General features: G+C 60.0%; 23 protein-coding genes. 15 read left to right on the forward strand and 8 right to left on the reverse strand.

Going from position 1 to position 24,419, the window contains the following annotated elements; translation table 11 throughout:
• Window positions 1-176: 176 nt before the first annotated feature.
• Together HNR03_RS31275 and HNR03_RS31280 are read right to left on the reverse strand one after the other, a co-directional pair.
• The gene (locus HNR03_RS31275) at window positions 177-1,670 is read right to left on the reverse strand and encodes a CoA-acylating methylmalonate-semialdehyde dehydrogenase (protein WP_222589655.1); all 1,494 of its coding nucleotides are present in this window, start codon (window positions 1,668-1,670) and stop codon (window positions 177-179) included.
• Window positions 1,671-1,745: 75 nt separating this feature from the next.
• Window positions 1,746-3,095, reverse strand: a complete 1,350-nt coding sequence (locus HNR03_RS31280; protein ID WP_222589654.1) for an aspartate aminotransferase family protein — start codon at window positions 3,093-3,095, stop codon at window positions 1,746-1,748.
• Window positions 3,096-3,234: 139 nt separating this feature from the next.
• Between HNR03_RS31280 and HNR03_RS31285 the strand changes: the two genes are divergently transcribed.
• The 6 genes from HNR03_RS31285 to HNR03_RS31310 all read left to right on the forward strand — a co-directional run bounded on the left by HNR03_RS31285 (window position 3,235) and on the right by HNR03_RS31310 (window position 9,622).
• Complete coding sequence (locus HNR03_RS31285) at window positions 3,235-4,155, forward strand: LysR family transcriptional regulator (protein ID WP_259158263.1); 921 nt, start codon at window positions 3,235-3,237, stop codon at window positions 4,153-4,155.
• Between the two features lie 87 nt (window positions 4,156-4,242).
• Window positions 4,243-4,893, forward strand: a complete 651-nt coding sequence (locus HNR03_RS31290) for a TetR/AcrR family transcriptional regulator (protein ID WP_090175856.1) — start codon at window positions 4,243-4,245, stop codon at window positions 4,891-4,893.
• 7 nt (window positions 4,894-4,900) lie between these two features.
• Window positions 4,901-5,482 (forward strand): YigZ family protein, encoded by a 582-nt coding sequence (locus HNR03_RS31295; protein WP_259158266.1) that lies wholly within the window; start codon window positions 4,901-4,903, stop codon window positions 5,480-5,482.
• A 530-nt stretch (window positions 5,483-6,012) separates the two neighbouring features.
• Window positions 6,013-7,578 (forward strand): ABC transporter ATP-binding protein, encoded by a 1,566-nt coding sequence (locus HNR03_RS31300; RefSeq protein WP_259158268.1) that lies wholly within the window; start codon window positions 6,013-6,015, stop codon window positions 7,576-7,578.
• Window positions 7,579-7,589: 11 nt separating this feature from the next.
• Window positions 7,590-8,696: an ABC transporter permease gene (locus tag HNR03_RS31305; RefSeq protein ID WP_259158273.1), complete on the forward strand. Its 1,107-nt coding sequence runs from the start codon at window positions 7,590-7,592 to the stop codon at window positions 8,694-8,696.
• The gene (locus HNR03_RS31310) at window positions 8,696-9,622 is read left to right on the forward strand and encodes an ABC transporter permease (RefSeq protein WP_259158276.1); all 927 of its coding nucleotides are present in this window, start codon (window positions 8,696-8,698) and stop codon (window positions 9,620-9,622) included. The genes HNR03_RS31305 and HNR03_RS31310 overlap by 1 nt, the downstream gene beginning before the upstream one ends.
• 45 nt (window positions 9,623-9,667) lie before the next feature.
• Here HNR03_RS31310 and HNR03_RS31315 read toward each other — a convergent pair whose 3' ends face one another.
• Entirely contained in the window at window positions 9,668-10,102 is a 435-nt protein-coding gene (locus tag HNR03_RS31315; protein WP_259158278.1) for a hypothetical protein, read from the reverse strand.
• 84 nt (window positions 10,103-10,186) lie between these two features.
• Here HNR03_RS31315 and HNR03_RS31320 point away from each other — a divergent pair, with 84 nt between their 5' ends.
• From HNR03_RS31320 to HNR03_RS31330, 3 genes are all read left to right on the forward strand, one after another.
• Complete coding sequence (locus HNR03_RS31320; protein ID WP_259158348.1) at window positions 10,187-10,537, forward strand: MerR family transcriptional regulator; 351 nt, start codon at window positions 10,187-10,189, stop codon at window positions 10,535-10,537.
• Between the two features lie 25 nt (window positions 10,538-10,562).
• Complete coding sequence (locus tag HNR03_RS31325) at window positions 10,563-11,249, forward strand: SDR family oxidoreductase (RefSeq protein ID WP_259158280.1); 687 nt, start codon at window positions 10,563-10,565, stop codon at window positions 11,247-11,249.
• Window positions 11,250-11,502: 253 nt separating this feature from the next.
• On the forward strand, window positions 11,503-12,861 hold the full coding sequence (locus HNR03_RS31330; RefSeq protein ID WP_140683265.1) for an 8-oxoguanine deaminase: 1,359 nt from the start codon (window positions 11,503-11,505) through the stop codon (window positions 12,859-12,861).
• A gap of 130 nt (window positions 12,862-12,991) precedes the next feature.
• Here HNR03_RS31330 and HNR03_RS31335 read toward each other — a convergent pair whose 3' ends face one another.
• Complete coding sequence (locus tag HNR03_RS31335) at window positions 12,992-14,080, reverse strand: calcium:proton antiporter (RefSeq protein WP_222589647.1); 1,089 nt, start codon at window positions 14,078-14,080, stop codon at window positions 12,992-12,994.
• Between the two features lie 299 nt (window positions 14,081-14,379).
• Between HNR03_RS31335 and HNR03_RS31340 the strand changes: the two genes are divergently transcribed.
• The 3 genes from HNR03_RS31340 to HNR03_RS31350 all read left to right on the forward strand — a co-directional run bounded on the left by HNR03_RS31340 (window position 14,380) and on the right by HNR03_RS31350 (window position 17,623).
• Complete coding sequence (locus HNR03_RS31340) at window positions 14,380-15,462, forward strand: BMP family ABC transporter substrate-binding protein (protein ID WP_259158285.1); 1,083 nt, start codon at window positions 14,380-14,382, stop codon at window positions 15,460-15,462.
• Between the two features lie 162 nt (window positions 15,463-15,624).
• Complete coding sequence (locus HNR03_RS31345) at window positions 15,625-16,590, forward strand: 2-oxoglutarate and iron-dependent oxygenase domain-containing protein (RefSeq protein WP_259158287.1); 966 nt, start codon at window positions 15,625-15,627, stop codon at window positions 16,588-16,590.
• Between the two features lie 79 nt (window positions 16,591-16,669).
• Entirely contained in the window at window positions 16,670-17,623 is a 954-nt protein-coding gene (locus HNR03_RS31350; protein ID WP_259158289.1) for an adenosine deaminase, read from the forward strand.
• Between the two features lie 127 nt (window positions 17,624-17,750).
• Here HNR03_RS31350 and HNR03_RS31355 read toward each other — a convergent pair whose 3' ends face one another.
• The 3 genes from HNR03_RS31355 to HNR03_RS31365 form a co-directional block, all read right to left on the reverse strand.
• Window positions 17,751-19,127 carry an MFS transporter gene (locus tag HNR03_RS31355; protein ID WP_259158292.1) on the reverse strand — a complete coding sequence of 459 codons (1,377 nt, stop codon included), beginning with the start codon at window positions 19,125-19,127 and terminating at the stop codon, window positions 17,751-17,753.
• Window positions 19,128-19,264: 137 nt separating this feature from the next.
• Complete coding sequence (locus HNR03_RS31360; protein WP_259158293.1) at window positions 19,265-19,999, reverse strand: helix-turn-helix transcriptional regulator; 735 nt, start codon at window positions 19,997-19,999, stop codon at window positions 19,265-19,267.
• A 296-nt stretch (window positions 20,000-20,295) separates the two neighbouring features.
• Window positions 20,296-21,225 (reverse strand): LysR family transcriptional regulator, encoded by a 930-nt coding sequence (locus HNR03_RS31365; RefSeq protein WP_222589641.1) that lies wholly within the window; start codon window positions 21,223-21,225, stop codon window positions 20,296-20,298.
• Between the two features lie 119 nt (window positions 21,226-21,344).
• On the opposite strand from HNR03_RS31365, the gene HNR03_RS31370 reads away from it, so the two are divergent.
• The 3 genes from HNR03_RS31370 to HNR03_RS31380 all read left to right on the forward strand — a co-directional run bounded on the left by HNR03_RS31370 (window position 21,345) and on the right by HNR03_RS31380 (window position 23,005).
• Window positions 21,345-21,638, forward strand: coding sequence for a putative quinol monooxygenase (locus tag HNR03_RS31370; RefSeq protein ID WP_259158295.1), 294 nt, complete (start codon window positions 21,345-21,347; stop codon window positions 21,636-21,638).
• A 31-nt stretch (window positions 21,639-21,669) separates the two neighbouring features.
• Window positions 21,670-22,683: a zinc-binding alcohol dehydrogenase family protein gene (locus HNR03_RS31375; RefSeq protein ID WP_222589639.1), complete on the forward strand. Its 1,014-nt coding sequence runs from the start codon at window positions 21,670-21,672 to the stop codon at window positions 22,681-22,683.
• 151 nt (window positions 22,684-22,834) lie between these two features.
• Window positions 22,835-23,005, forward strand: a complete 171-nt coding sequence (locus HNR03_RS31380) for a hypothetical protein (RefSeq protein WP_167360467.1) — start codon at window positions 22,835-22,837, stop codon at window positions 23,003-23,005.
• Window positions 23,006-23,013: 8 nt separating this feature from the next.
• On the opposite strand, the gene HNR03_RS31385 is transcribed toward HNR03_RS31380, so the two are convergent.
• Window positions 23,014-24,210 (reverse strand): multidrug effflux MFS transporter, encoded by a 1,197-nt coding sequence (locus HNR03_RS31385; RefSeq protein WP_259158302.1) that lies wholly within the window; start codon window positions 24,208-24,210, stop codon window positions 23,014-23,016.
• Window positions 24,211-24,419: the final 209 nt, after the last annotated feature.

Consider the following 24,419-nt stretch of genomic DNA (forward strand, 5'->3'; position numbering starts at 1 on the left):
GCGTAACTCTTTGTTTACCAAGGAGTTTTCCGTTTCGACTGCGCCGGAAGTGGGGCGAATTATAGACTTCTGGAATCTGCCGTCAACACCTATTTTCATAATTCTGTCATATCAGTGGAAACAGCCCCTGAAACGCAAAGGCCGGCCCCAAGGGGCCGGCCTTCTTCCCTTTCTACTTACAAGCTAGGGAATGCGAATTGCGATGCTTCATGGCTCGCCCGCTGCGGCCAGCGCTGGGTGATGGCCTTGCGACGGGTATAGAAACGCACGCCATCGGGGCCGTACGCATGCAGATCGCCGAACAGCGAACGTTTCCAGCCACCAAAGCTGTGATAAGCCACCGGCACCGGCAACGGCACGTTGACGCCAACCATGCCGACTTCGATCTCGTCACAGAACAACCGCGCCGCTTCACCGTCACGGGTGAAAATGCAGGTGCCGTTGCCATACTCGTGATCGTTGATCAGTTGCATGGCCTCCTCCAGACTATTGACCCGAACGACGCACAGCACAGGCCCGAAGATCTCTTCTTTATAGATGCGCATCTCTGGCGTGACGTTATCGAACAGGCAGCCACCCAGGAAGAAACCATCTTCGTGGCCGGTTACGCTCAAACCACGGCCATCAACCACCAACGAAGCTCCGGCCGAGACGCCGTCTTCTATATAGCCACTCACCTTGTCGCGAGCCTGAGCGGAAACCAGCGGGCCCATGTCCAGACCACAGGAGGTACCGGCACCGATCTTCAGCGCCTTGATCTGCGGTGTCAGTTTGGCCACCAACGCATCCGCCACTTGATCACCCACACACACGGCCACCGAAATCGCCATGCAACGCTCGCCGCAGGAACCGTACGCCGCGCCCATCAGTGCACTGACCGCATTATCCAGATCTGCATCCGGCATCAGCACCGCGTGGTTCTTCGCGCCACCCAGTGCCTGGACGCGTTTGCCGCGCTTGGTGCCTTCGGCATAGATGTATTCGGCAATCGGTGTCGACCCCACAAAGCTCAACGCTTTGACTTCCGGCGCTTCGATCAGCGCGTCCACCGCCGCCTTATCGCCGTGCACCACACTCAGCACACCTTTAGGCAGACCGGCTTCCAGCAACAATTGAGCGATCAGCAATGTCGAGCTTGGATCACGCTCGGACGGTTTGAGGATGAAGCAGTTACCGCAGACGATCGCCAGCGGATACATCCACAGTGGCACCATCGCCGGGAAGTTGAACGGAGTAATACCGGCAACCACGCCCAGCGGCTGGAAATCCGACCAGGCATCAATATTCGGGCCGACGTTGCGGCTGTACTCGCCCTTGAGGATTTCCGGCGCTGCGCAAGCGAACTCGACGTTCTCGATGCCGCGCTTCAGTTCACCGGCAGCATCTTCCAGGGTCTTGCCGTGCTCTTCGCTGATCAATTGGGCGATACGTGCTTCGTTCTGCTCCAGCAACTGCTTGAAGCGAAACATCACCTGCGCGCGCTTGGCCGGTGGCGTATTACGCCACGCCGGGAACGCAGCTTTGGCCGAGTCGATGGCTTTCTGAATGGTTTCACGGCTGGCCAACGGCAGCTTGTGGATGGCCTGGCCAGTAGACGGGTTGAACACGTCGGCCGTGCGACCGTCTTCGGTCACCAGTTCGCCATTGATCAAATGCGGGATAAGGCTCATGCAGGGCTCCTGAAAAGTTGTCCACAGACGCCCGTCGAGGGCGTCTGCTGTTTTGTACTTATATAGAGGGGAAAATCAGTCGATCTTGTTCAGCACTTCGCCGACCGCGTCGAACAGACGATCCAGGTCTTGCGGCTTGCTGTTGAAGGTTGGGCCGAACTGCAGGGTGTCGCCGCCGAAGCGCACGTAGAACCCGGCTTTCCACAGCGCCATGCCGGCTTCGAACGGACGCACGATGGCATCGCCATCACGCGGTGCGATCTGGATCGCGCCAGCCAGGCCGTAGTTACGAATGTCGATAATGTTCTTCGAGCCTTTGAGACCGTGCAGCGCATTTTCGAAATGCGGTGCGACTTCGGCCACGCTTTGCACCAGGTTTTCCTTTTGCAGCAGATCGAGGGCTGCCAGGCCCGCGGCGCAAGCCACCGGGTGCGCGGAATAGGTGTAGCCGTGCGGGAATTCGACTGCGTACTCAGGCGTCGCCTGGTTCATGAAGGTCTGGTAGATCTCGGAACTGGCAATCACCGCGCCCATCGGGATCGCGCCGTTGGTGACTTGTTTGGCGATGCACATCAGGTCCGGCGTCACGCCGAAGCTGTCAGCGCCGAACATCGAACCGGTGCGGCCGAAACCGGTGATCACTTCGTCGAACACCAGCAGAATGTTGTGCTGATCGCAGATCTCGCGCAGACGCTTGAGGTAACCCTGTGGCGGAACCAGCACGCCAGCGGACCCGGCCATTGGCTCGACGAATACGGCAGCGATGTTCGAAGCGTCATGCAACTCGATCAGCTTGAGCAGTTCATCCGCCAGGGCGATGCCGCCCTCTTTCGGCATGCCACGGGAGTAGGCATTGCTCGCCAGCAAGGTGTGCGGCAGGTGGTCGACGTCCATCATCGCCTGTCCAAACATTTTGCGGTTGCCGTTGACGCCGCCGAGGCTGGTGCCGGCGATGTTGACGCCGTGATAACCACGGGCACGGCCGATCATTTTGGTCTTGGTCGCCTGGCCTTTCAGACGCCAGTAAGCGCGAACCATCTTCACTGCAGTGTCGGCGCACTCGGAACCCGAATCGGTGAAGAACACGTGGTTGAGGTTGCCCGGCGTCAGGTCGGTGATTTTTTCAGCCAGTTGGAACGACAGCGGATGACCGTACTGGAAGCCCGGCGAGTAATCGAGGGTGCCCAACTGCTTGGCGACCGCTTCCTGGATTTCCTTGCGGGTGTGCCCGGCGCCGCAGGTCCACAGACCGGACAGCGAATCGTAGACTTTGCGGCCCTTGTCGTCCGTCAGCCAGCTGCCTTCAGCCGCTACGATCAGGCGCGGATCACGCTGGAAATTACGGTTGGCGGTGTACGGCATCCAGTGAGCATCGAGCTTGAGCTGGCTAGCCAGGGAAGTCGGGGCGTTTTCAGGCAAGTTCATGGGCAAAACCTCGCAGGGCAATAAGCGGCGTGGAGATCAAAAGCGTTCTTGCAGCTAAATTGCCACGGGGATAAAGTCTGTGAAATCCAACTTTTGTAACGTTCAGTCAGTCAACCACTAAACTTTGAGTCATTAGCGCATGAGCACTCGTCGTCCCGATCCGCTGGCCCAAGTCAGTGACTTTGATATCCGCCTGCTGCGTATCTTCCGTAGCGTGGTGGAGTGCGGTGGCTTTTCCGCGGCGGAATCGGTGTTGGGCATTGGCCGTTCAGCCATCAGCCAGCAGATGAGCGATCTGGAACAACGCCTCGGCCTGCGCCTGTGCCAACGCGGGCGCGCCGGGTTTTCCCTGACCGAAGAAGGTCGCGAGGTCTACCAATCGGCGTTGCAGCTATTAAGTGCGCTGGAAAGTTTCCGCACCGAGGTAAACGGCCTGCACCAGCATCTGCGCGGAGAGTTGACCATTGGCCTGACCGACAACCTGGTCACCCTCCCCCACATGCGCATCACTCACGCGCTGGCGCAATTGAAGGAACGCGGGCCGGACGTGCAGATTCAGATCCGCATGATCGCGCCCAACGAAGTCGAACAAGGCGTGCTCGACGGCCGCTTGCATGTCGGTGTCGTGCCGCAGGCCAGCGCGCTGTCGGGCCTGGAATATCAACCGCTCTACAGCGAACGCTCGCTGCTGTATTGCGCGGTGGGTCATCCATTGTTTTACGTCGATGACAAACAACTGGACGACGAGCGCCTCAACAGCCAGGACGCCATCGCCCCGACGTTCCGCTTGCCGGCCGAGATTCAGGCGCATTACCAGGCACTCAATTGCACCGCCAGCGCTTCGGATCGCGAGGGCATGGCCTTCCTGATTCTGACAGGACGCTACATCGGTTATCTGCCGGATCATTACGCGAGCCTTTGGGTGCAACAAGGTCGATTGCGCGCCCTTAAATCCAAGGCACGCTTTTATGACCTGAGCCTCGCATCGGTCACCCGCAAGGGCCGGCGCCCCCATCTGGTGCTGGAAAGCTTTTTGGAGAGCCTGGCGGCGACGCGCTAGGGCTTTTATTGCCCCGGGACTTGTCTGGAGCCTGTGGGTGCGCTATCAACGCACTGGTTGCACCCACTCAACAGTCTGGAAGTGCCTATGACCTTTGAAGTCCCCGCTCACGGCGGCAAACCTGCCAGCCGCATTCGTCAGAAGAACGAAGAGACCATCATCAAAGCCGCCGAGGACGAGTTCGCCCGTCACGGGTTCAAAGGCACCAGCATGAACACCATCGCCTTGAATGCCGGGTTGCCCAAGGCAAACCTGCATTACTACTTCACCAACAAGCTTGGTTTGTACGTAGCGGTGTTGAGCAACATTCTTCAGTTGTGGGACAGCACCTTCAACACCCTCACCGCCCAGGACGATCCGGCGGAAGCGCTGACCCGTTACATCCGCGCCAAAATGGAGTTCTCGCGCCGCCAGCCACAAGCCTCGCGTATCTTTGCGATGGAAGTGATCAGCGGTGGCGAGTGCCTGACCGAGTATTTCAACCAGGATTATCGCGACTGGTTCCAGGGCCGGGCGGCGGTGTTTCAGGCGTGGATCGACGCCGGCAAAATGGACCCGGTCGATCCGGTCAACCTGATCTTCCTGTTGTGGGGCAGCACCCAACATTACGCGGACTTCGCCACCCAGATCTGCCGTGTCAGCGGCCGCACCAAGCTGACCAAGCAAGACATGGAAGATGCCGGCAACAACCTGATCCGTATCATCCTCAAGGGCTGCGGCCTGACGCCTACCATCTAAGACTCTTATGCCTTTTACCCTCAGCGGCTTTTGCGAGTTCCGCGAAGAGATTCGCAAAAGCCGCTTCATCACCTTCGCCGCGCCGATCTCCAGCCCCGCTGAAGCTCTGGCGTTCATCGAACAGCACAGCGATCTGAATGCCTCGCACAACTGCTGGGCCTGGAAACTGGGCGACCAATACCGCAGCACCGACGATGGCGAACCCGGTGGCACCGCTGGCCGGCCGATTCTGGCGGCGATCGAAGCGCAGGATTGCGATCAGGTCGCGGTGCTGGTGATCCGCTGGTACGGCGGCATTCAACTGGGCACCGGTGGCCTCGCCCGGGCGTATGGCGGTGGCGCAAACAAGTGCCTGCAAACAGCGGCGAAGGTTGAGTTGATCAGTCGCGTGCCCGTCAGCTGTGCCTGCGCCTTTGGCGAGTTGGCCCTGGTGAAACTGCGGGTCGCTGAATCGGGCGGTCTGGTGGTGGAAGAAACCTTTACAGCCCACGGCGTGGAACTGCAATTGGCGATCGGCAGGGAGCACATCGACCGCTTGCAAACCCAGCTCGCAGATTTGAGTCGCGGACGCATTCTGTTGCAGCACTGATCGCACCAACTCCGTTCACCATCCTTTCATCGAGTCGATGTATTTGCCCACATCTGCTGTGCACCCGGCTGTGGATAACCTGAGCACATTCTGCTGTAACCCTTCTGTCATGCGGCTTTGCGGGGTTTGCTCACTTTTCGTCCAATTTGCCATCAAAAAGTAAAATTTAACGAAAAAACAAATAGTTAAAGCGGTTTATCACCTTTAGAAGATAGCCACGCAGTGCTTATGCCCGTGCTTTCGGCTTGCGCACAAATACTGTGGAGCAACCTGTGGATAACCCGTTCATGGCTGGCGCAGCCCCCTATCTGGCATAGCTTGCGGCGTGTTGCTCGTTTTTTGATCAAAGCACCTGGGCAAAATCAGAGCCTGATCAAGGACTTTGCCCTCAAGTGGTGCCGCATCGGGATCGAAATATGGCGAGGCACCGTCGGCAAAGCCATTGCCGACATGGATTTTCGGTTTTCCTGACTCAATGGCCAGGAAATTGCTTTATCCACAGGTATAACGTTCATCGAACCGAGCCTGTCATGCCCAACCCCGTGCCGATCCCCGATCAAATGCCCCGTCTGCAATTGCGCAAAATCAGCAAACGTTACCCCGGTTGCCTGGCCAACGACGCCATCGATCTGAGCATTGCCCCCGGTGAAATCCATGCGCTGCTGGGCGAAAACGGCGCGGGGAAAAGCACGTTGATGAAGATCATCTACGGTGTCACCCATGCCGATTCCGGGGAGATGATCTGGCAAGGCCAGCGTGTGAGCATGCGTAATCCGGCACAGGCTCGCGGGCTGGGGATCGGCATGGTGTTCCAGCATTTTTCGCTGTTCGAAACCCTTAGCGTGGCGCAGAACATTGCCTTGGCGATGGGCGCGGCGGCCGGCACACCGAAACAGCTGGAGCCAAGGATTCGTGAGGTCTCCCGGCGCTATGGCATGGCGCTGGAGCCGGAGCGACTTGTCCACAGCCTGTCGATCGGCGAACGGCAGCGAGTCGAAATCATTCGTTGCCTGATGCAGGACATCCGCCTGTTGATTCTCGACGAGCCCACCTCGGTGCTGACCCCACAAGAGGCCGATGAACTGTTCATTACCCTGCGCCGACTGGCGACCGAGGGCTGCAGCATTTTGTTTATCAGCCACAAGCTCGGCGAAGTTCGCGCCTTGTGCCACAGCGCCACGGTGCTGCGCGGCGGACAAGTGGCCGGCCATTGCGTGCCTTCGCAGTGCTCGGACCAGCAGTTGGCGAAACTGATGGTTGGCGAGGCTGCCGCACTGATCACCGAGTATCCGAAGGTGACGGGCGGCGAGGCATTTTTGAACGTGAACGGATTGTCCTGGCACAACCCGGACCCATTTGGCTGCTCCCTGAAAGGCATTGACCTGCAAGTGCGCAGCGGTGAAATCGTCGGCATCGCCGGTGTGGCAGGCAATGGTCAGGATGAATTGCTGGCCTTGCTCAGCGGTGAAGAGCGGCTGAGCCGCAACGACAGCGCGACGATCCGTTTCGGCGGACAACCGGTTGCCGATTTGCGGCCCGATGCGCGACGCCGGCTCGGCCTCGCATTCGTTCCTGCCGAGCGTCTGGGCCACGGCGCCGTGCCCGACTTGAGCCTGGCCGACAACGCCCTGCTGAGTGCATTTGAGCAAGGACTGGTCAGCCGCGGGCTGATCCAGCGCAGCAAGGTCGAAGCGCTGGCGCAAGAAATCATCCGGCGCTTCGCGGTGAAAACACCCGACACCCAGACACCTGCGCGCAGCCTGTCTGGCGGCAATCTGCAGAAATTCATCCTCGGCCGGGAAATCCTCCAGCAACCGAAATTGCTGGTGGCCGCGCACCCGACCTGGGGCGTGGACGTCGGTGCCGCCGCCACCATTCACCGGGCCCTGATTGCCTTGCGCGATGCCGGCGCGGCGATCCTGGTGATTTCCGAAGACCTCGACGAACTGTTCCAGATCAGCGACCGCCTCGGCGCCCTGTGCAGCGGACATCTGTCACCGCTCAAAGCCACGCTCGACACGCGCCTGATCGATGTCGGCGGCTGGATGGCCGGCCAGTTCGACGCCCCTCAATCCCTCGCACCCGCTACGGTTTAACGGAGTTTTACATGCTGCTTTCTCTCGAACCCCGTGGCCAGCAATCGCGCCTGATGCTGTGGTGCTCGCCATTGCTGGCGGCGGTCCTGACCCTGGGCTGCGGCTCGCTGCTGTTTATTGCGCTGGGACACGATCCATTGTTGACGCTGCACACCCTCTTGATTGCGCCGGTCAGCGACTTGTATGGCGTCTCTGAGTTGCTCGTCAAAGCGTTGCCGATTCTCCTCTGCGCACTGGGCTTGGCGGTGGCGTATCAGGCACGGATCTGGAACATCGGCGCCGAAGGCCAGCTGCTGCTGGGTGCGCTGGCCGGCAGTGCGTTGGCGGTGAACATCATCGACATGCAAAGTCGCTGGGCGCTGGTGTTTATCCTGCTGGTCGGCACTTTGGCCGGCGCCGCGTGGGCCGGGCTCACCGCGTGGTTGCGTACGCGTTTCAACGCCAATGAAATCCTCACCAGCATCATGCTCAATTACATTGCCTTGAACCTGTTGCTGTTCTGCGTGCATGGGCCGCTGAAAGATCCCGCCGGCTTCAACTTTCCCGAGTCGGCGATGTTTGGCGATGCCAGTCGCCTGCCGCTGTTGATGGAGGACGGCCGGGTTCACGCCGGGGTGTATTTCGCTCTCCTTGCGTTGGTGGCGGTTTGGGTGTTGCTGCAGAAAAGCTTTGTCGGGTTCCAGATCAAAGTGTTGGGGCTGGACAAGCGTGCGGCAGGCTTCGTCGGCTTTCGCGAGAAGCGTCTGATCTGGCTGGCGTTGCTGATCAGTGGCGGGTTGGCGGGCTTGGCCGGGGTGTGCGAAGTCACCGGGCCGATCGGTCAATTGGTGCCGCAAGTTTCGCCCGGTTACGGCTATGCGGCGATTACAGTAGCGTTTCTAGGACGGCTCAATCCCATCGGCATTGTGTTTTCCAGCCTGTTGATGGCGCTACTGTATATCGGCGGCGAGAGCGCACAGATGAGCATGAACCTGCCACAAGCGATCACACAGTTGTTCCAGGGGATGATGCTGTTTTTCCTGCTGGCCAGTGACGTGCTGATTCTCTACCGCCCCCGTTTGAACCTGCGCTGGTCCCGCCGTGCGCACACCAACGCCGTACAGGCAGGAGCGCTGTGATGGATATCGATCTGCTGAGCAATATTTTCTACGCCATGGTTCGTTGTGGTACGCCGTTGCTGTTGGTGGCCCTTGGAGAGTTGATCTGCGAGAAGAGCGGCGTCCTCAATCTAGGCCAGGAAGGCATGATGCTGTTTGGCGCAGTGATCGGTTTTATCGTCGCGCTGAACAGCGGCAACCTGTGGCTCGGCGTATTGCTGGCGATGCTCGCGGGGATGCTGTTGTCTTCGTTGTTTGCCTTGGTGGCGCTGGTGTTCAACGCGAATCAGGTGGCCACCGGATTGGCGTTGACGATCTTCGGCGTCGGTCTGTCGACCTTTGTCGGCGCGGCGTGGGTCGGTAAACCGCTGACCGGTTTTGAGCCGGTGGCGATTCCATACTTGAGTGCCATTCCGCTGATCGGGCGAATGCTGTTTGCCCAGGATCTGCTGGTGTACCTGTCGTTCGCGCTGTTTGCTCTGGTGACCTGGGTGATTGTGAAAAGCCGCGTCGGATTGATCATTCAAGCCGTTGGGGAAAACCCGGATGCGGCCAGCGCGATGGGTTTGCCGGTGTTGGGCGTGCGCACGCTGGCGGTGCTGTTCGGCGGCGCGATGGCCGGTTTGGCCGGGGCGTATTTGTCCCTGGCGTATACGCCGATGTGGGCGGAAAACATGAGTGCCGGGCGCGGCTGGATTGCCCTGGCCCTGGTGGTATTTGCCAGTTGGCGGGTGTGGCGGTTGCTGCTGGGGGCGTATCTGTTCGGGCTCGCCAGCATCCTGCATTTGGTGGCGCAGGGGTTGGGGCTGGCGATTCCGTCGAGCCTGCTGGCGATGCTGCCTTATGTCGCGACTATTGTGGTGTTGGTGCTGCTGTCGCGAGATGCAGTGCGCACACGGTTGTATGCGCCGGTGTCGTTGGGGCAGCCGTGGCAGTCCGGGCATTAGCGGTTGCCTGCGCTGGCCCCATCGCGAGCAGGCTCACTCCCACAATTAGAATGCATTCCCCTGCGGGAGCGAGCCCGCTTGCGATAACTGCCGCACTGGCAACACCTGAGCCACGCCCCACGCCAACTCAAAAAACAAGAAAATCACCAGCAAATAACTGGCGCCGTGGACCAAGGCATATAGCATCCAAGCCGCAAACAGGAACCGCCCCACCGCGTCATACCGACCAAAAATCTGCTGCGGATCGCGGATGCGCAGCACCGCCCAGATACACACAATCGAGCCAAACAGATTGGCTATCAGCATGTGCATCGGCTCGAACGCCGGCAATTCACCTGGCAGGTTGATAGCCTGACTCAAACTCGACAACACTCCATGCAATGCGGTGAAGCTCCACGGCGTGGCAAACGCCGCCGTCACGATCAAGTCATACCAGGCGCTACCCAGCACCAACCGGCGATATTGGGTTGAAGTCCACATCCGTCTTGCTCCAAAAAATCAGGGAGCAAAAAGGCTAAAGCCTGGAGTATGCTCCAAGGTCAAGCCCCCTCTCGAGACGTCATGATGCGCATCGGTGAATTAGCCCAGGCCTGCGCCGTCAGTCGCGACACGCTGCGCTTTTACGAGCAACGCGGGTTGATCGCGGCGCAACGCACGGCCAACGGATATCGCGACTACCCGCCGGACATGGTGCAACTGGTGCTGTATATCAAGACGGCTCAACGGCTGGGGTTTACCCTCGGCGAGATCGCTAACAGTGTCGCCGCGTTGTGGCAGTCGCCCAACCCGGACAGTGCCGTCACGCAATTGCTGCAAGACAAACTCAAACTGATTGAAACCCGAATGGACGAACTTGGCGCGCTGCGCAGTGAGTTGCAGCAACGACTCGGCCAGCGTTGTCCATTAAATCCGTGACCCTCATTGATCAAGGAAGCCCCTCATGTCTACGGCAAAAACCGCACTCATCATTGGAGCCTCCCGGGGCCTTGGCCTCGGTCTGGTAAAAACCTTGCTGGCCGACGGCTGGCAAGTCACCGCCACCGTGCGCAACCCGCAGAATGCCGAGGCACTGCAAGCGCTGGGCAAGGTGCGGATCGAGAAACTCGACATGGATGACCAGCAGGCGGTCATCGCGCTGAGCCAACAGCTCAAGGGCGAAGTGTTTGATTTGCTGTTTGTGAATGCCGGAGTCAAAGGACCGGACGTGCAAACACCGGGTGGCGCGACGTTGGCTGAGGTCGGCCAGTTGTTCTTCACCAACGCCGTGGCGCCGATCAATCTGGCACAGCGTTTTGTCGGGCAGATTCGCCCGGATACCGGCGTGCTGGCCTTCATGAGTTCGGTGCTGGGCAGCGTGACCATGCCGGACGCGCCGGAGCTGGCGTTGTACAAGGCCAGCAAGGCGGCGTTGAATTCGATGACCAACAGTTTCGTGACGCAATTGGGCGAGCAGAAACTTACCGTGCTGTCGATGCATCCGGGTTGGGTGAAAACCGATATGGGCGGTGAAGGCGCCGACATCGATGTGGAAACCAGCACCCGTGGCCTGATTGATCAGGTGAACGCGTACACCGGCAAGGGCGGGCATCACTTCGTGAATTACCGGGGTGAAACCATTCCCTGGTAACACACAAAACCCTGTGGGAGCCGGGCTTGCCCGCGATAGCGGTGTATCAGGCGCCAACGACATCGACTGACACTCCGTCATCGCGGGCAAGCCCGCTCCCACAGGGTCTCGGGTTGCTCTGTCGGACGAGGCTTGCCGGGAAAGCCGTTTTGTTTGAAACTTCGCACCTCGTCCCCGCGGCGACCCTGGATCAGCAGACAGGGTAATCACTGAGCTGGCTAACCTGAACCCACTTTCAGAGGAGCCGGCCACCATGCCTGCGACCCGTACCTGGTTAAAAAATCCCCTCGCTATCTTCACTGCCAATGGCCTCGATGCCCGTGGCGGCCTGGTGCTGCAAGACGGTTTGATCGTCGAAGTGCTCGCCGCCGGCCAGCAACCTTCCGCGCCCTGTGGACAGGTGTTCGATGCCCGCGAGCATGTGATCCTGCCGGGGCTGATCAACACCCATCACCACTTCTATCAAACCCTGACACGGGCCTGGGCGCCGGTGGTCAATCAGCCGTTGTTTCCGTGGCTGAAAACCCTGTACCCGGTCTGGGCGCGTCTGACCCCTGAAAAACTCGCCCTCGCCAGCAAAGTCGCGTTGGCCGAGCTACTGCTGTCCGGCTGCACCACCGCCGCCGACCACCACTACCTGTTTCCGCAAGGCCTGGAAAATGCCATCGACGTGCAAGTCGAGAGCGTCCGTGAACTGGGCATGCGCGCCATGCTGACACGCGGCTCCATGAGCCTGGGCGAAAAGGATGGCGGCCTGCCGCCGCAGCAAACCGTGCAGGAAGGTGAAGTGATTCTCGCCGACAGTCAGCGCCTGATCGCCGAATACCATGAGCGTGGCGATGGCGCGCAAATCCAGATCGCCCTCGCACCGTGCTCGCCGTTTTCGGTGACGCCGGAAATCATGTCCGCCAGCGCCGAACTGGCCAACAAACTCGATGTTCGCCTGCACACTCACCTGGCCGAAACCCTCGATGAAGAAGACTTCTGCCTGCAACGCTTCGGCCTGCGCACCGTGGATTACCTGGACAGTGTCGGCTGGCTCGGCCCGCGCACCTGGCTGGCGCACGGCATCCACTTCAACCCGGACGAAATCGCCCGCCTCGGCGCGGCCGGCACCGGCATCTGCCATTGCCCGAGTTCGAACATGCGCCTGGCCTCTGGCATTTGCCCAACACTGGACCTGACCGCTGCGGGCGCGTTGCTAGGTCTTGGGGTGGACGGTTCAGCGTCCAACGATGCGTCGAACATGATGCTCGAAACCCGTCAGGCGCTTTACATTCAGCGGCTGCGTTACGGCGCGGAAAAGATCACTCCGGAACTGGTTCTGGGCTGGGCGACCAAGGGTTCGGCAAGTTTGCTCGGGCGCACGGACATCGGCGAGCTGGCGGTGGGCAAGCAGGCGGATCTGGCGCTGTTCAAGCTTGACGAGCTGCGCTTCTCCGGCAGTCATGATCCGGTGTCGGCGTTGCTGCTGTGTGGTGCGGACCGCGCGGATCGGGTGATGGTGGGTGGCAAGTGGCGGGTGATTGACGGGCAGGTTGAGGGGCTGGACCTTAAAGGTCTGATCGCCGATCACAGCCAGGCAGCCCGGCAGCTGATCGCCGGCACCTGACACAACATCTGATCGTTCCCACGCTCCGCGTGGGAATGCAGCCCGGGACGCTCCGCGTCCCAAGAGCGGACGCAGAGCCTCCATTGAGGCATTCCCACGCGGAGCGTGGGAACGATCATTTGTGGTGATTTCAAAGGCCCAGCAGCGACAACATGATGAATGTTGCAAACAGCACAAAGTGAGTCATCCCTTCGATGGCATTGGTTTCGCCATCGTTGAGGTTGATCGCGCTGACGATCAGGGTGAGGAAGATCATCACCGTCTGCACCGGGGTCATTGCCATCTGGAACGGCTGACCGGTGTAGAGTGCCATGGCTTCCATCACCGGCACCGTCAGGATCACCGTCGACAACGACGCCCCCATGGCGATGTTGACCACCGACTGCATGCGGTTGGCCAATGCCGCTCGCAACGCAGTAAGGATTTCCGGGGCCGCCGATATCGCTGCCACCAGAATCGCCGTGATCACCGGCGGAGCTCCCGTTCCTTCCAGGCCCAGGTCGAGGGTCTTGGACATCACCTCGGCCAACGCGCCAATGACCACCACACCGAACACCAAGGTGGCGATACTCAGCGTCAGATTGACCGGTTCAGGTTCTTCTTCCGGGACTTTCTTGCGGCGTTTTTCCGGGTAGCTGTAGCTGAAGAAATAACTGTGCGGCCCCACCTGCATGCGCAGGAACAGGGCGTAGAGCACGATCATCGCGCCGATGGTGAACGCCGAATACACCTTCCAGTTGGCTTCGGGAATGAACTCCGGCACCACCATCGAGACGCCCATGGCGGTGAGGATCATCACGCTGTAACTGCGGGCAGAGTCGTCGTTGTAAGACTGCTCGCCGTGCTTGATCCCGCCCATCAACGCGGCCAGGCCGAGGATGCCGTTGATGTCGAGCATCACCGCCGAATAAATCGTGTCGCGTACCAGGGTCGATGAGGCTTCATTGCTCATCATGATCGCCAGGATCACCACCTCTACCAGCACCGCGGCCAGTGTCAGGATCATCGTGCCGTAGGGGTCACCGACTTTCTCGGCGAGCAGTTCGGCGTGATGGGCCACGCGCATGGAGGCGGCGACGATGAAACCGATCAGGACCAGGCCGGCGGCAAGCGCGACCGGTTGGCCGCTGTGCAACATCCAGTGTTCCAGTGGATAAGCGACCACGGCGGCGAGCAACGCCAGCAGGAGAAACTTTTCTTGCTTGAGGAGTGTGAGCATTACGGGCCTTTTTTGCCGATGCAGCGAAAGCAGAGTGATGAGCTACTGACTGCGGTGGAGAGCTAACGTTTCGTTACACCTTAGCGCACCAGTGGATGGCAGCCGTTTCAGGCGATGCACTTTTATTGTCCGCACCGGCCACATCGCGAGCAGGCTCGCTCCCACAGGGATCTCGCCGCTTCCTGTGGGAGTGAGCGTGCTCGCGATAGCCGTTACGCGGTCGCAAGCCATTTGTTGTCTTGTTGGTCAGCAACTTGCATTGCTCCTGCCAACCTCACAACAACATGGAGTTCCAATTCATGCATAAACGTCCGTTGAAGAAGCTGCTTGGCGCTGTTGTCGCGGCTATCGGTCTGAGCGCCAGCCTGACCGCCGGTGCCGCCGAGCCGCTGAAAGTCGGCTTCGTCTACATCGGCCCGATCGGTGATCACGGTTGGACGTATCAGCATGAACAGGGACGCAAGTTGCTGGCCGAAAAGTTCGGCAATCAGATCACCACCAACTACGTCGAGAACGTCGCCGAGGGCGCGGACGCTGAGCGGGTGATCCGCAACATGGCCAAGGACAACTACGACCTGATCTTCACCACCTCTTTTGGCTACATGAACCCGACCCTGAAAGTGGCGAAGCAATTTCCCAAGGTGACCTTCGAACACGCCACCGGCTACAAGCAGGACAAGAACCTCGGCACCTATCTGGCGCGCACATACGAAGGTCGCTACGTCAGCGGCTTCCTTGCGGCAAAAATGACCAGGACCAAAAAGATCGGCTACGTCGCCTCGTTTCCGATCCCTGAAGTCATCCGTGACATCAACGCCATTCAACTGGCTTTGAACAAATACAACCCGGGTACCGAGATCAAAGTGGTGTGGGTCAACTCATGGTTCGACCCGGGCAAGGAAGCCGACGCCGCCAACGCCTTGATCGACCAGGGTGTGGACGTGGTGTTCCAGCACACCGACAGCCCGGCACCGATCCAGGCCGCTGAACGTCGCGGCGTGTATGCCGTCGGCTACGCTTCGGACATGGCGCACTTCGGCCCCAAAGCGGTGCTGACTTCGATCGTCAACGACTGGGCTCCGCATTACATTCAGGCGACGCAGAGCGTGATCGATCACGCGTGGAAGTCACAGGATTACTGGGGCGGGTTGCAGGAAGGCACGGTTGAACTGCCAATCAGCGACCTGGTGCCGGCGCCGGTGAAAGCCGAGGCAGAACAACTCATCGCCGATATCAAGAGCGGAGCATTGCGTCCGTTCACCGGACCGATCAAGGATCAGGCCGGCGCTGTGAAAATCGCGGCGGGTGCAACGGCCAGCAACGCAGAACTGGCGTCGATGAACTACTACGTTGAAGGCATGAAGGCGGACATTCCCAAGTAATCCACTCCAGCCACAACACTGTACCTGTGGGAGCGAGCTTGCTCGCGATGGGGCCGTCACATTCAATATCTTCGTTGACTGAAAGTCCGCTATCGCGAGCAAGCTCGCTCCCACAGGGGTACTCCGGTGTTTTTCAGACTGCGTATTCCTCAGGACAATTGCATGAACCGTCTTCCCATCATCGACATCGCCCCGCTCTACAGCGATGACCAAACCGCCTGGCAAGCCGTCGCGACCCAAATCGACCACGCCTGCCGCGAGTGGGGCTTCTTCTACATCAAGGGCCACCCGATCAGCCCGTCGCGTATCGACGCGGTACTCGACCACGCCCAACGCTTCTTCGCCTTGCCCACCGAAGAAAAGCTCAAGATCGACATCACCCAGACCCGTCACCATCGCGGCTACGGCGCCATCGCCACCGAACAGCTGGACCCGAGCAAGCCCAGCGACCTGAAAGAAACCTTCGACATGGGCCTGCACCTTGCGGCCGATCATCCGGACGTTCTCGCCGAAAAACCCTTGCGCGGTCCCAACCGTCATCCGTCGTTGCCGGGCTGGGCAGCGTTGATGGAGCAACACTACGTCGACATGCAGGCGCTTGCCCAAACCTTGTTGCGGGCGATGACGATGGCGCTGAACATCGAGCGCGACTTCTTCGACACACGCTTCAATGAACCCGTCAGCGTGTTGCGGATGATTCATTACCCGCCGCGCCACACCGCCAGTTGCGCAGAACAACAAGGTGCCGGTGCCCATACCGATTACGGTTGCATCACCCTGCTCTACCAGGACGCCGCCGGTGGACTGCAAGTGCGCAACGTCAAAGGCGAATGGATCGACGCGCCGCCCATCGACGGCACGTTCGTGGTCAATCTCGGCGACATGATGGCGCGCTGGAGCAACGACCGTTACCTGTCGACGCCGCACCGGGTGATCAGCCCGCTGGGTGTCGATCGTTACTCAATGCCGTTCTTCGCCGAACCTCACCCCGATACGCCAATTGAATGCCTGCCCGGTTGTCAGGATGAAGGGCAGCCAGCGAAGTACCCGGCCACCACCTGCGCCGAATTCCTGCTTTCGCGTTTTGCCGACACCTACGCTTATCGACGTGAACAGGAAGCGGTGTGAACCTGCTGGTCAGGTTTTGCTAATTGTTTCCACGAGCATCTGTAGAATGCTCGTCATCTGCACCTGATGAGAAAAGACTATGTACGACTGGCTGAACGCCCTGCCCAAGGCAGAACTGCACTTGCACCTGGAGGGTTCGCTGGAGCCCGAGTTGCTGTTCGCCCTGGCTGAACGCAACAAGATCGCCCTGCCGTGGAGCGATGTCGACACCCTGCGCAAGGCCTACGCCTTCAACAACCTGCAAGAATTTCTCGACCTGTATTACCAGGGTGCCGATGTCTTGCGCACGTCGCAGGATTTCTATGACCTGACCTGGGCATACCTGTTGCGCTGCAAGGCGCAGAACGTGATTCACACCGAACCGTTCTTCGACCCGCAGACCCACACCGACCGTGGCGTGCCCTTCGAAGTGGTGCTCAACGGCATCGCCGCCGCACTCAAGGATGGCGAGCAACAACTGGGCATCACCAGCGGTTTGATCCTGAGTTTCCTGCGTCACTTGAGCGAAGACGAAGCGCAGAAAACCCTCGACCAGGCGCTGCCGTTCCGCGATACGTTTGTGGCCGTTGGTCTGGACAGTTCGGAAATGGATCACCCGCCGAGCAAGTTCCAGCGTGTGTTCGATCGTGCCCGCCACGAAGGTTTCCTGACCGTCGCCCACGCCGGTGAAGAAGGCCCGCCGGAGTACATCTGGGAAGCGCTCGACCTGCTGAAAATCCAGCGTATCGATCATGGCGTGCGCGCCATCGAAGATGAGCGTCTGATGCAACGGATCATCGACGAGCAGATCCCGCTGACCGTGTGCCCGTTGTCGAACACCAAGCTGCGCGTATTCGATCACATGTCCCAGCACAACATTCTGGACATGCTTGAGCGTGGCGTGAAAGTCACGGTGAACTCCGATGACCCGGCGTACTTCGGCGGGTACGTGACCGAGAACTTCCATGCGCTCTACACCGATTTGGGCATGACCCAGGATCAGGCCAAGCGATTGGCGCAAAACAGCCTGGATGCCAGGTTGGTCAAACCCTAGTGACTGATCGCTGATAACTGATCGTTCCCACGCTCCGCGTGGGAATGCAGCCCGGGACGCTCCGCGTCCCAAGAGCGGACGCAGAGCGTCCGGTGAGGCATTCCCACGCGGAGCGTGGGAACGATCATCAAGCAGCTGCCTCGGTCAGCTCTTCAAGCGTCTTGCCCCGCGTCTCCATCCCGAACACCCAAACCACCCCCGCCGCAATCGCAAAGCACATCGCCCCCAGCGCGAACACGCCGCCCTGCCCGGTGATCGGAAACACCAGCCCGGTTACCAGTGGCCCGAGTAACGAACCCACGCGACCAATCGCCGATGCAAATCCCGATCCCGTTGCCCTGGCCGATGTCGGGTACAACTCAGGCGTGTAGGTGTAAAGCACCGCCCACATGCCGAACAGAAAGAACTGCATCAACAGGCCCGAGGTAATCAACAAGCCAACATTGCCGCCAAACACTGCGCTCTGGCCGTAAAGAAACGCCATCACCCCGCCGCCGAGCAGGGTCACCACGCACACCGGTTTACGCCCCCAACGTTCCACCAGCCAGGCCGCCATCAGGAAGCCTGGAATTCCGCCCAGGGAAATCAGCACCGTGTAATACACCGATTGCGTCACGGCAAAACCCGACTGCTGCAGCAATGCGCTGAGCCAGGACGTCAGGCCATAAAACCCCAGCAAGGCAAAGAACCACACGCTCCAGATCATCATCGTGCGCTGGCGATACAGCGGCGACCAGATCTGGCGCAAGGCGGACAAGAAGTTGCCCGGCGTACTGGCCACGCGGGGCAGGCGAATCGGCTCCGGCAAGTCCGAACGCCCCAGCGAGGCCCGGACACGCCGCTCAATTCCCAGCAACACTTTATCGGCCGCCTCATGCCGCCCGGCCTGTTCCAGCCAGCGCGGTGACTCGGGAATGAAAAAACGGATCGCCAGAACGAACACCGCCGGCACCGCCAACACGAGGAAGATGTCCCGCCAGCCAACCACCGGTAACAGGAAATACGACAACACCCCGGCCGCGACGAACCCCAGCGGCCAGAACCCGTCCATCAGCGCAATGTAACGCCCACGCCGCTTGGCCGGAATCAACTCCGAGAGCATCGACTGCGCGATGGGAAACTCCATGCCCATGCCGATCCCCAACAGGATGCGGAACAAGGTCAGCGTTTCGATGTTCTGCGCCGTCGAGCACAGGTAACTGGCGATGCCCCACAACACGATGCTCCACTGGAACACCGGTTTACGGCCAAAGCGGTCCGCCAGCATGCCGGACAGCGAAGCGCCGAGCACCATGCCGAAGAAGCTCGAACTGGCCAGCAACCCGGCTTGCGCCGAGCTCAGGCCGAACTCGGTTTTAATCGAGCCGAGCAGGAAGGTCATCATCGCCAGGTCCATGGAGTCGAAGAAAAACGCCAACGCAATGATGATGAAAATGATGCGGTGGTAACCGCTGATGGGCAGCCGTTCCAGTCGTTCTGCCGCGCTGAAGCCTTGTGTGTCCATGCCACATTCCCCCAATCCGAAAATCCCCGAATTCGAGTGTGCGCGATAGACCCTGGGGGTGATGGCTGGATGCGACCTGTCCGCAACTGCTAACGACGCCCGGGCTCATTGGCACCAGACGTCGGGCAAAAAAGGCTCTAAAGCGCAGCTTCCAGCTCGGTCTGCTTGGCGAAACGATGGATCTCGCGCTGCCCCGTTGCGGTGATCTGCAACGCGCGCGAATCGCCGGGCAGATTCAACCAGCCCGACTGCATGAACAACTGCAGCAGCGCCGCGCCGAGCGCACCGCCCATGTGCGGGCGTCTTTCGCTCCAGTCGGGACACGCGCAGGCGACTCTGCTGTTGCGATGGGCCAACGCCTGGATAAACACACCGCGAGCGGCCAGTTGCGTGGACCCCTTGTGCGTGATCATCACACGCTGTTCGAACTGCTCGATCCAGCCGGCATCGAGCAGGCGTTGATAAAGATCGGCGGCCAGCGTGCCGCCCAGATGGTCGTCGCACAATCTGGCGCGCAGCAGCGATGAAGGCGCCGCCTGAGATTTGGCGACGGGGTTGGCGCGCTTGAAGATGTCCGGCACTTCACGTGGCGTACTGGCCAGCGTTGCGCTGGCCAAGGCCTCGATGGCCGCGCCCACTTCAGGTGCGGCCAGGCGGAAAAAGCGTTTGCGTCCACGGATTTCGACTTTCAACAGACCTCCGGCGGACAAACGCCCAAGGTGTGCACTGGCCGAAGACGGTGACAGGCCGGCCAGCAATGCCAGCTCTTCGGATTGCCGCGCCGAGCCGTCCATCAAAGCCCACATCATTGCGCTGCGCTTTGGGTCAGCCAGCAACGTGGCAATCTGGCTGATGCAAGGTGCATGTTCCATGTATTCACTCCCTGTTGAATCGTTTCGTCTGCTGCTCAGAGACATCTTGACCAGTAATGTGTCGTCGGCCAAGAAGCAAAAATCGCCGTCAGCCGGGCAAAGCCCCCACTCACCCATGCCACTGCTTCACAGGCAGGACGAAGGTCGGTGATTGACTGTGGGGCCACCGCCATCGCGAGATCGACCGTGCGTACACGAGGCGGGCGCTAGTATAAGCGGGTTGACCGACGGTTCCTGCCTTCTGCAAAGCGTGGGTGGTGATAGTTCCTGACAGAAATTTCGCTATTTGCCTGCGACTAATGATCGATGCTCGAAATACCCGGAAATTGGCTGCCCAGAAGAGCGCATCGGCTGGCAAGCATTTCGCGCAAAAGGTTCACAGGCTTACTCAATTGTGCGCGATGGGCGCACAACAGATTCAGCGGTGCGCGTTCGCAGAGGAGCTCCGGCATCAGCACTTTCAAGCGACCGGCGAGCACATCGGCGGCGACATCGAGCCAGGACTTGTAGGCAATGCCGGCGCCCGCAATCGCCCACAGCCGAACGACATCGGCATCGTCGCTGAAGCGATCACCGCTGACCGTCAAGCCGACCTCGCGTTTGCCGTCGTGGAAACTCCAGCGGTCATGGACCCGGCTGCCGAGCATGAACAACAAACAATTGTGTTGGGCCAGTTGCTCCAGGTGGCGCGGTTCGCCATGCCTGGCCAGATAAGCAGGAGCGGCACACAGCACGCGGCGGTTTTGCGCCGCGATGGGCAACGCCACCAGACTTGAGTCTTCCGGTTCGCCGTAGCGCAGGGCGATATCGACCGGTTGGCGGAACAGGTCGGCGATGCGATCACCCAGCAGCAGGCGTACGGTCAACCTGGGATGCTCGCGCTGGAACTCGTCTAGCCACGGCAGCAACAGGTTGCGGCCAAAATCCGAAGGTGCCGACAGCTGCAAAATCCCGCTGACCTGATCCTGACCGCTGGCCAGCAAACGGCGCCCTTCATCCAGATTGCTCAGGGCCGCACGGGCGTACTCCAGAAAACCCTCGCCTTCGGCGGTCAGCCGCAAGCTACGTGTTGAGCGGGCAAGCAAGCGTGCGCCCAATTGTTGTTCGATACGCTTCAGCGCCGCGCTGGCCACCGCCGCGGACATGTCCATCACCCGCGCAGCCGCTGAAAGACTGCCCAGGTCAGCGGCACGCACGAACAACTGCAAATCATCGAAACGCAGCATTTTCAGCCTTGATTATCAAAAAAATATTGAAAGAGACTGCTCTTTTAGCGGGTTTTATCTTGCAGAGAAATAGCCAATCATCTGTCCCATCGAAATCATCCCGCTCCCGGAGCCCGACCATGTCCCAGCCTTTTACCGCCATTGCCACCCTCATCGCCAAAGCCGGCCAGCAGGACGCCCTTGAACAGCACCTGCGTGCACTGCTGGAACCGACTCGCGCCGAGGCAGGTTGTGGCCAATACGATCTGCATCAGGACCTGGCTAATCCACTGGCCTTCTACATGATTGAACACTGGAGCAGCGACGAAGCCCTGCAAGCCCACGACGACAGCGCGCACATCCAGAACTTCCGCACCAAGGCCGGCGAGTTTCTCGAGCACTTCGAACTCAAGCGCCTGCGCACCGTGGCTTGATCCTTCTTTTATTACTGTTCAGGAGCCCTACATGAAAGCCATCGCCTATTACGCCTCGTTGCCGATCAGCGACGCGAAATCCCTGCAAGACATCGAGCTTGCAGAACCGGTTGCCGGACCACGTGATCTGCTGGTCGAAGTCAAAGCCATCTCGGTCAACCCGGTCGACACCAAGGTCCGCCAGAACGTCCAGCCTGAAGACGGCGCAGCGAAAGTGCTGGGCTGGGACGTGGCTGGTGTGGTCAAGGCCGTCGGCAGCGACGTCACACTATTCAAGGCTGGCGACAAGGTGTTTTACGCCGGCTCCATCGCCCGCGCCGGCGGCAACAGCGAACTGCACGTGGTGGACGAGCGAATCGTCGGCCATATGCCCAAGTCCCTCGGTTTCGCCGAAGCCGCCGCGCTGCCGCTGACCGCCATCACCGCATGGGAACTGCTCTTCGAACGCCTGCAAGTGCGCGAAGGCAAAACCGATGAAGGCCAGAGCCTGCTGATCGTCGGTGCGGCGGGCGGTGTCGGGTCGATCCTGACGCAACTGTCCAGCCAGCTCACCGGGCTGAAGGTCATCGGCACCGCTTCCCGCGCGCAAACCCAGAGCTGGGTGCGCGAGCTGGGTGCCGATCTGGTGATCGACCACAGCAAGCCGCTGAGCGAAGAACTGAAACGCGCAGGCGTGGACCAGGTGACCCACGTCGCCAGCCTGACCCAGACCGATCAACATCTGGATCAATTGGTCGAGGCGCTGGCGCCTCAGGGCAAACTGGCGCTGATCGATGATCCGAAGGCGCTGGACGTGACCAAACTCAAGCGCAAGAGCTTGTCTTTGCATTGGGAGTTCATGTACACCCGCTCGCTGTTCGAAACCGCCGACATGATCGAACAACACAAACTGCTCAACCGCGTGGCCGAGCTGATCGACGCTGGCACACTGAAAACCACGGTCGGCGAGCATTTCGGCACGATCAACGCAGCGAACCTGCGTCGCGCCCATGAGCTGCTGGAGAGCGGCAAAGCCAAGGGCAAGATTGTGCTCGAAGGGTTCTGAAACACACTGACACAAGTGTCGTCCCGAAAAGACGACACCGTCAGTCCGAGAGTTGACCTTCGTCATATTAGTGATCGTATTCAGGTCTACAATCGTCTCCTCTACGATGCAATTTTTTACGCAACATCTTTTACGAGAGGAGAGATCAGCAATGAAGATCCTGATAAAAGAAGTGGCAAAATCCCAGTGGCAGGTCCGTCTGGACCAACATTCCGTGACCTTTCGCAGCGAAGCCGAAGCCCTCGCCTTCACCCGCACCCTCGAAGCGCGCTTGCTCGCGCCGCATCAGATTCCCGACCGCCAGCAACGCGCTGCTGGCTGAGTCCTTCCTCAGACCTGGGCTTGCGCCAGCGCCCGGGCATTTTGCAGACGCCGGGTGAGCATCGCCGCGCTCACCACCAGAATCCCGCACAGGCTGATGACCATCGCCATCGGCACGGCGCTGCCATCGTGCAAGACACCGACCAACGCTGCCGCACCGGCGGCGACGCTGAATTGCAGGCAACCGAGCATCGCCGATGCACTGCCGGCACGAGCGCCCTGCCCGCTCATGGCGCAGGCCGAGGCGTTCGGCAGGATGCAACCGAGGCTGGCGATACAAATAAACAGTGGGATCAGCAACGGCCATAACTGCTCGGTGTGCAGTGCACTGACGGCGAGCAATGTCAGGCCCGCGCCCAGGTAGATCCATACCGTACGCGCCAACAGGAATGCCGGACCACGTTTGGCCAGCAGCCGTGCATTGACCTGCGCCACCAGAATGAAACCCGCTGCGTTGGTGCCAAACAGCCAGCCGAAATGTTCGGCCGGTACGCCATAGAGCTTGATGAAGACGAACGGTGAACCGGCGATGTAGGCAAACATCCCGGCGATGGCGATGCCGCCGGTCAGGGCGTGCCCCAGATACACCGGATCCGACAATAGCCGACCGTACTGACGCAGCGCCCCCGACAACGGTTGGCGCGGGACATGGGCCGGCAGGCTTTCCGGCAAACCGATTGCCACGGCCAGGCCTGCCAGGGCGCTGAAACCGGTCAGCACCAGGAAGATCGACTGCCAACCCGTGGTGTTGACCAACAGCCCGCCCAGCATCGGCGCGAGAATTGGCGCCAGCCCCATCACCAGCATCAGTTGTGAGAAGACTTTCGCCGAACCCACCGCATCGCATTTGTCGCTGACCACCGCGCGGGAGATCACCATCCCGGCGCAACCGCCGAGGGCCTGAATGAATCGCGCCCCCATCAGCCATTCCAGATTCGGCGCGAATGCACAGGCCAGGGAAGCGGCGGTGAACAAGCCGACGCCTGTCAGCAGAGGAATGCGTCGCCCGAAGCGATCCGCGACCGGGCCGTAAGCCAGTTGCCCGATGGACAAACCAAGGAAATACGCGGCCAGCGTCAGCTGCACATGTTTCTCATCGGTGCCAAACGCGAGCGCCATCGCCGGGAACGCTGGCAGGTAGAAATCGATCGCCAGCGGACCGAAAGCGCTCAGGGCGCCAAGAATCAAAATGGTACGGAAGTTCATCAGGCATCCAGTTGGGGTCGGCAGCCCGACAGTCTAGCCGCGCGTGGACGCCTTGAACATTCCGTTAGGTCGCTAACTATTAAAAAACCGCTGGATGAACACAAAACTTGTGTGGGAGTGAGCCTGCTCGCGATAGCGGTGTATCCGTCGGCATCAATGCTGAATGACACACCGCTATCGCGAGCAAGCTCGCTCCCACAGGAATTTTG

This window comes from Pseudomonas sp. JAI111 (assembly GCF_024809425.1).
GTDB lineage: Bacteria > Pseudomonadota > Gammaproteobacteria > Pseudomonadales > Pseudomonadaceae > Aquipseudomonas.

What these genes read in the sequence shown, in the direction of transcription:
- HNR03_RS31320 (WP_259158348.1), top strand. Translation starts at nt 10,187, where the DNA reads ATGCGCATCGGTGAATTAGCCCAGGCCTGCGCCGTCAGTCGCGACACG.
- HNR03_RS31365 (WP_222589641.1), bottom strand. Translation starts at nt 21,225, where the DNA reads ATGCTGCGTTTCGATGATTTGCAGTTGTTCGTGCGTGCCGCTGACCTG.
- HNR03_RS31275 (WP_222589655.1), bottom strand. Translation starts at nt 1,670, where the DNA reads ATGAGCCTTATCCCGCATTTGATCAATGGCGAACTGGTGACCGAAGAC.
- HNR03_RS31290 (WP_090175856.1), top strand. Translation starts at nt 4,243, where the DNA reads ATGACCTTTGAAGTCCCCGCTCACGGCGGCAAACCTGCCAGCCGCATT.
- HNR03_RS31280 (WP_222589654.1), bottom strand. Translation starts at nt 3,095, where the DNA reads ATGAACTTGCCTGAAAACGCCCCGACTTCCCTGGCTAGCCAGCTCAAG.
- HNR03_RS31330 (WP_140683265.1), top strand. Translation starts at nt 11,503, where the DNA reads ATGCCTGCGACCCGTACCTGGTTAAAAAATCCCCTCGCTATCTTCACT.
- HNR03_RS31380 (WP_167360467.1), top strand. Translation starts at nt 22,835, where the DNA reads ATGAAGATCCTGATAAAAGAAGTGGCAAAATCCCAGTGGCAGGTCCGT.
- HNR03_RS31315 (WP_259158278.1), bottom strand. Translation starts at nt 10,102, where the DNA reads ATGTGGACTTCAACCCAATATCGCCGGTTGGTGCTGGGTAGCGCCTGG.
- HNR03_RS31355 (WP_259158292.1), bottom strand. Translation starts at nt 19,127, where the DNA reads ATGGACACACAAGGCTTCAGCGCGGCAGAACGACTGGAACGGCTGCCC.
- HNR03_RS31360 (WP_259158293.1), bottom strand. Translation starts at nt 19,999, where the DNA reads ATGGAACATGCACCTTGCATCAGCCAGATTGCCACGTTGCTGGCTGAC.
- HNR03_RS31345 (WP_259158287.1), top strand. Translation starts at nt 15,625, where the DNA reads ATGAACCGTCTTCCCATCATCGACATCGCCCCGCTCTACAGCGATGAC.
- HNR03_RS31295 (WP_259158266.1), top strand. Translation starts at nt 4,901, where the DNA reads ATGCCTTTTACCCTCAGCGGCTTTTGCGAGTTCCGCGAAGAGATTCGC.
- HNR03_RS31370 (WP_259158295.1), top strand. Translation starts at nt 21,345, where the DNA reads ATGTCCCAGCCTTTTACCGCCATTGCCACCCTCATCGCCAAAGCCGGC.
- HNR03_RS31340 (WP_259158285.1), top strand. Translation starts at nt 14,380, where the DNA reads ATGCATAAACGTCCGTTGAAGAAGCTGCTTGGCGCTGTTGTCGCGGCT.
- HNR03_RS31325 (WP_259158280.1), top strand. Translation starts at nt 10,563, where the DNA reads ATGTCTACGGCAAAAACCGCACTCATCATTGGAGCCTCCCGGGGCCTT.
- HNR03_RS31310 (WP_259158276.1), top strand. Translation starts at nt 8,696, where the DNA reads ATGGATATCGATCTGCTGAGCAATATTTTCTACGCCATGGTTCGTTGT.
- HNR03_RS31305 (WP_259158273.1), top strand. Translation starts at nt 7,590, where the DNA reads ATGCTGCTTTCTCTCGAACCCCGTGGCCAGCAATCGCGCCTGATGCTG.
- HNR03_RS31375 (WP_222589639.1), top strand. Translation starts at nt 21,670, where the DNA reads ATGAAAGCCATCGCCTATTACGCCTCGTTGCCGATCAGCGACGCGAAA.
- HNR03_RS31335 (WP_222589647.1), bottom strand. Translation starts at nt 14,080, where the DNA reads ATGCTCACACTCCTCAAGCAAGAAAAGTTTCTCCTGCTGGCGTTGCTC.
- HNR03_RS31385 (WP_259158302.1), bottom strand. Translation starts at nt 24,210, where the DNA reads ATGAACTTCCGTACCATTTTGATTCTTGGCGCCCTGAGCGCTTTCGGT.
- HNR03_RS31350 (WP_259158289.1), top strand. Translation starts at nt 16,670, where the DNA reads ATGTACGACTGGCTGAACGCCCTGCCCAAGGCAGAACTGCACTTGCAC.
- HNR03_RS31300 (WP_259158268.1), top strand. Translation starts at nt 6,013, where the DNA reads ATGCCCAACCCCGTGCCGATCCCCGATCAAATGCCCCGTCTGCAATTG.
- HNR03_RS31285 (WP_259158263.1), top strand. Translation starts at nt 3,235, where the DNA reads ATGAGCACTCGTCGTCCCGATCCGCTGGCCCAAGTCAGTGACTTTGAT.